The sequence below is a fragment of the Granulicatella sp. WM01 genome (assembly GCF_004570605.1).
Taxonomy (GTDB): Bacteria; Bacillota; Bacilli; order Lactobacillales; family Aerococcaceae; genus WM01.
Window position 1 is genome coordinate 1 of sequence record NZ_SPPB01000083.1, and the last position, 5,968, is coordinate 5,968.

Here is a 5,968-nt window from a genome sequence, read left to right on the forward strand (position 1 = left end):
GTTTAAATATTTTACATATTTACGAACTCGAGTATTTTTAGTGCAAGAAAAATTATTTAAACCATCTTAATATGGGCTGAAAAGTCTATCAAATCAGTATGCTTATTGTCAAGGCACGCTCACGCTATAAACCTTGACAACTGCATACTGATTCGAAAAGAAACAACTAGCCCTATTAAGAAAAAACAACTTAATATTTGCTGGAATTTTTACTTACCAACATAATTTGACGAAGAGCCAGAAAAGAAAGAACAAAACAAGTTGCACTACATAAAAAACACTTAGAGCAACAGTCAACACTAGTGATGGAATATTATGTTATAATATCTATGAGCATTTAGTGGTATTGAATTGAACTAAAAGTATAATTCCAGTAACTAGGAGGGCGTAATATGCTAGAAAATTTAAAAATTTTAAATGAAGATATGAAAAAGAAAGGCTGGACTATTGGCAGTTTTATTTTTAAGTATAAAAAAAGGTACATAGTGCTAATTAAAAGATTTGTAAGTGATGAAAAAAGAAACAATCAATATGCTCTTGTTAAACTAGAATTTATGGAAGAAAATAATTTGAAAAATGTGTTGGAGGTTGAGGCTAATAGTAATAGATTAATCATTGATGCGAAAACTTTAAGAGAATACTTCGGAATAGAATATAGTAATAATTTAGGAGATATACTTAATCAATTCACACAAAGACTAGGAATGTCTGTGCCTAAGAGGTTTAACGAAAGAGTATCTGAATTAGAAAAACAAGCGATGGTAGTATCGTTGAGTAAAAGTGATTCAGAAGATCCAAGCAAAATATATATAATAGGAGTAAAAAGGAATCCTATAGGAAAAACACGAAGTGAATTTAATGCTGATAAAACAAAACTACTTTATAGAGAAGTATTTGAGAAATTTAAGAACGATGAAAGTATTAGCTTCTGTTACTCCAAAGAGAAAGAAAAACTCAAAACTCTAGGTGAAATCATAACAAACTTTGCACAATAATGATATGTTTACACAGACATACTTTTCTAATATTAAACATAGTTGTACGCTCAATGCACATCGAGTGTGTAGCACTATTGCTCAAACCTAATGTCGATAGCCATACAAGTGTTGAAATATAGCTTGATGAACTTGAGTTGACAAGTTCAGAGAGTAGGGTGATATATACTTAAATTAAGGAATAGCTGTGAGATAAATTTGAGGTGAAAGTTTCTACATTATATATTGCTCAGATAAAAAGAAAGTGTAGAATTGAACTAGAGCATTATAATAAATCAAAAAAAGAAAAACAGATTATCCTACAATTTACACCGGAAAAAGAGGAAGCCATAATGGAAGATTTAATACATTTCAAAATAATTTAAGAGAAAGAGGGAGATTCTATGCAATGGATAACAAAAATAATTTTAGTTCCAATTAGCTTAGCAGTACAAGATAATGAAAAAGAGGGAGGAATAAATTATGCTTATGAAAAATAATCCAATACCATTTAAAAAGCGCATGAAAGAATTGTTTTTTGATTATTTAGTTATCCTTTTGTATTTAACGTTGTTATTTGGAGTAGCTATGTCAGTTTATTACTTGTTTTTTAAAGGCATTCCGGAAATGAATGAGACACAGTCGCAACTAATTGCTTTATTGACATCAGTTATTCCGATTATTTTAATTTTTACTTATTTGGATTATTCAAAAGATGGCAGTATTGGTAAACGAAAAGCCGGTTTAAAACTAGTCTATAAACATAAATCTTTTCAAGCAAGTTTTATAAGAAACTTAATCAAATTTTTACCATGGCAAATAGGACATATGAGTACGATTCATGGAATCTATACAGACTTTGATATATGGGCCATCATGCTGTTTTTTATGGGCATTGGATTTGCTTTACTGTTATTATTAATGGGGATTATGCGTAATGATAAAAGACATTTGGGCGATTTATTGGCACATACTCAAGTACAGAATCAATAGAAATATTTAGTTAAGAAATCATGAATAATGGCTTTAAAATGGTCTAATAGAGTTAGATGAAAATGAAGTTTTTTGGGGGATGAAATGATTAGAAAAATAAAAGAGGATGCTCAATCTATATGAGAAATATGCGATATTTCTTTAAAATGTACTGTTTCTACTGAGTTAGTAGAGAATCAAGTCAGCAAACTATTGCATGATAAAAAACATCATTTGATGTATGTTTATGAAGATGAGGATTTATATAAAGTTGTTGGATTTGTACATGCTGAAATATATGAGAGTCTTTATTCAGATTGTGGATTAAATATTTTAGGATTAGCTATTTTACCTGAGTTTCGGGGGAAAAGGATTGGTAAAAAATGATGAATCATTTAGAAATGGATTCTAGACAAAAGTCAATTAAGTTTATTAGGTTAAACTTAGGAAAATTAAGAACAGAGGCACATAAATTCTATGAAAATATAGGATATGTATGTGATAAAATTCAGAAGAGATTTATTAAAATTTTTGAATAAGTAAATCCAAGTTTGTCAAATTTATAATATATTTAAGGCAGTAGAAACTGAAAAATCTATTGTCTTTTTTTGAGTTTAGCACAATTTCCCTTAGCTATTCTGGGAGAGACATTAAGTTTTAGCTTCAAGTAAAAAACTCCTCTCGTGATAAAATATGTGGATGGTCACAATGCTTTCCAAACTGAGTCAAAAAACACATTAGTATGGAACTTTCAATTGAATTGATAAGATGGATTTAACAAGTGTGGAGAGTAAGGCTACTTATAAACAAATTTAAAATGATATGTTTGGATTTAAAGTATCTACTTGTGTATCGTACAAGTGAAGAGAAAATACGGTTTAGATGTTAAAGAACATTATAATATTTTAAGTAACAAGGATAAGAAAGTTCCACATTGCCTAATTGAAAAATAGAAAGCTGTTTTGGATACTTTAAAGTATTTTTAGATAATCAAAGACGTTTTTTAATCTATAATGGATGGTAATATGAATTCTAAAGAGATAGAGACCGTATTCAAAATGTAAGAATTTCCAAGTGATATTCAATCTGAAATATTGCTCGGAAATCTTTTCGTTTGGGCTGAAGAAATACGGAGTTAAAGGCGTGGAATTGATAGGGGAATCAATAGTATCTTTGAAGAATAATTTTCAAAAAAGATTATCATACTAGAAAATAAATTTTAAGTATGCAAAATTAGACTTTTTAACCTTATAAGAGTAAATGTTAATTATTTAGAGTTGTTTTTATTATTTTGGCAATCTCATTAAATAACATTAAATAAATTCAAATGGCATGGATAAATATTGATGAAATAGCTGATTATTTAGGAGTTAAAACAGTTACTATTAGAAAATGAATAAGAGAAGGAAAAGATATACCTACTCAAAAAATAGGGCAACAGTGGAAATTCAAGTATTCGGAGTTAGATAAATGGATAAAAACTGGAACGAGTGCGATTGAATAATGAGTATTTTTTTAAGAAAGAATCTGAAACTTTGAATATTGTTCTAAAAATGGTTGCAGAATACATTAATTATGATTATACATGAAGAGATAAGAATTTGATTTTTTTAGAAATTAATGAAATTTTTGTTAGGGTAACATATACATGTGACATAAAAATAAGTGACCACATATTATCTTGGAATTGACGAAAAAACAGAAACAAGGTTTACTTATATGAGTATTATAACAAGAAACGAGATTTAGATAAAACGTTTTTGAATGTACCCTAAAACATAAAATAATGCTTAAGCAGCTAGAAGATAACATACCTCACAACAACAAGTATAGTGTTTGGTGAAAAAATATGACGGAACACTACAGTCACTGGTAAAGAAAAGTAGATGCTCACATGCACACCCAAACCAACATAAAAAGTGGGAATTATTTAATCTATTCATGTTTAAAAAGGTATAAGATCGAAGGGGTGGAACAAGTGTATGTGAACTGTCGTAAGAAAGGATATTTTCGATGTTATGCTAGTATATGTAAACAAACCGGAAAAATGAACACTACAGTTAAAATAGTTAAACGATACTATCCGAAAAGATCTTGGAAGCTTATACTTGTTAGTTTTCCAGGTGAAAAAGTACAAGTTGATATAAATATGCATCACAGCAGTGTATTGGTTGAGATAGTTATGGTGTTAGATACTATCAAATGACAGCTATTGATGAATACAGTCGTGAAAGAGTCTATCAACTAGTTGATGAGAAAAGTGTGACACATACAGTGGAATTTGTAAAAACATTGGAAAAGTTAATGGGATTTCGTATTCATACGATTAAAACAGATAATGGCAGTGAATTCAAGAATAAATAGAACAATTTGAGAGTCTAAGCGCATTTGAGAAAGCATTGATGAAAAAAGGTATAGCATATAAGAAAATTCGTCCATACTCCCCATGGAAAAACGTCAAGGTAGAACGTAGGCATTGAGAAGATATAGAGCGTTTTTATAACAAGTCTGTCTTTAAATCTCATGATGAGATGATATGTAAACATAAACGCTATGTGACAAGATACAATACTATCGCTAAAAAAGTGTTAGGTTTTAAAATACCTAATCAAGTAGTGACATTTTATTATAGACAAGTTAGCTAATAAAATATTACAGATAGTATTGGTTTGTATCACAAATGTTTGTATTCACTAGAAAAAATAAGGTATATACTCAAATAGTAGGTTGCTGACCGTATGGGAATTATGGTATAATAATGAAAATTATTTAACAATAATTAGTAAGTATACTAAAAAATTGCTATTTTTTCTTTGAAAGATAATACAATCATCTTGATATTAAGTACTAGTTTAAATATACTCAATAAAAATAAATTGGAAAGATTTCTGCGAACGCAACATCAAGCTAGATCTTTTTCTAGAAATTGTAGAAATTTATTGTTGAAGATTGTTGTATTTTAGATTGAGTTGAGCTATGTGGAGACGGTTTGTTGCACAACAAGTAAGAGGGGCAAAGTAACAACTACATCTATCCATATAATAGCTGTCACATAATAAGGAGTAGTCGGCAAAATGATGTTAAATAGTGAACTGCTAATTATGTAGCATAGCTACAAAGATGTTGTTTGGAAAAATCTTTGATTTTAATGAATCCTGTAAACAGTTTCATTTGAAGAAAATAGTGCTAATTTTAAGAAAAAGTACTAAAGATATTTCGATGTAGAAGATTGTGATGATACTAGTTTATGTAGTTCCAAATTGGATTTTCAGATAAGAGAATTATCTTTAGTAAGGGGAAATAAAATGAATAAAAAACAAAACATACTTGATGCTTGGATTACTATGGAACAATTCTCAGAAGGTGATATCCGTCCAAGAGACAAAAGTTATAAACTTTTATGTCAAGAACGAATTTCTAAAAAATATCTAAAGGAAATTGATGAGAAGGACCAACTTATAGACTGGAAATCTTATTTTGTGGAAGAAATGAATTGCTTTATTCAAAGAGAGAAAATCAGTCCAAAAAAACAAGGCGAAGTAGCTCTTATCATGTATTTTGGGATATTTGATTTTTCGGAAGTTGTTGAAATTATAAGGGAAAAGTATCAAATAGAGAAGACACAGGAGGAGTTGAATTCCAGTTTCAAATTTAGTTTATCTTTAACATTTGACAAAAATTTAAACTCGAATTGTAAAGCCAAGTGCAACAGTACATGAAAAATACTAAAGTCACAGTCTATGTCTGTGTGCGACATAGTTGTTTTGTAATGGAATAGGTGTAACGGTCAAGGTATTAGCGTAGCGAGCCTTTACGGTTACACCTATTCTGTTATAGTTTATGTCGTTGCACACAAACGATTAAACATAGTATGAGGTGTATCATAGTCTAGTATACGTCTAGGTCTATTATTTAACGCATTTTGTATAGTTGTTATCATTTGAATAGGTACTAAATTAAATGATTTTCCCTTTGGTAAAAATTCTCGAATTAAACCATTGTGATTTTCATTAGTCCCTCGT

Annotated in this window: 5 protein-coding genes and 2 pseudogenes; 6 read left to right on the forward strand and 1 reads right to left on the reverse strand. The window is 29.3% G+C overall.

The genetic code is table 11. The features are described 5' to 3' along the window. Positions 1-392: 392 nt before the first annotated feature. The 6 genes and pseudogenes from E4T68_RS08175 to E4T68_RS08210 all read left to right on the forward strand — a co-directional run bounded on the left by E4T68_RS08175 (position 393) and on the right by E4T68_RS08210 (position 5,665). The gene (locus tag E4T68_RS08175; RefSeq protein ID WP_135125887.1) at positions 393-995 is read left to right on the forward strand and encodes a DUF6037 family protein; all 603 of its coding nucleotides are present in this window, start codon (positions 393-395) and stop codon (positions 993-995) included. Positions 996-1,051: 56 nt separating this feature from the next. After that, positions 1,052-1,360 (forward strand): annotated as a pseudogene (locus E4T68_RS10020) (hypothetical protein); the annotation flags it as partial. A 97-nt stretch (positions 1,361-1,457) separates the two neighbouring features. Beyond that, entirely contained in the window at positions 1,458-1,967 is a 510-nt protein-coding gene (locus E4T68_RS08185) for an RDD family protein (protein ID WP_135125889.1), read from the forward strand. Positions 1,968-2,159: 192 nt separating this feature from the next. Then, entirely contained in the window at positions 2,160-2,333 is a 174-nt protein-coding gene (locus tag E4T68_RS09840) for a GNAT family N-acetyltransferase (RefSeq protein WP_135125891.1), read from the forward strand. A gap of 1,815 nt (positions 2,334-4,148) precedes the next feature. After that, complete coding sequence (locus E4T68_RS09360) at positions 4,149-4,310, forward strand: transposase family protein (RefSeq protein ID WP_167753872.1); 162 nt, start codon at positions 4,149-4,151, stop codon at positions 4,308-4,310. A 941-nt stretch (positions 4,311-5,251) separates the two neighbouring features. Next, positions 5,252-5,665, forward strand: coding sequence for a hypothetical protein (locus tag E4T68_RS08210; RefSeq protein ID WP_135125895.1), 414 nt, complete (start codon positions 5,252-5,254; stop codon positions 5,663-5,665). Positions 5,666-5,784: 119 nt separating this feature from the next. On the opposite strand, the pseudogene E4T68_RS09630 reads toward E4T68_RS08210, so the two are convergent. After that, a pseudogene (locus E4T68_RS09630) lies at positions 5,785-5,968 on the reverse strand (IS30 family transposase); the annotation flags it as partial.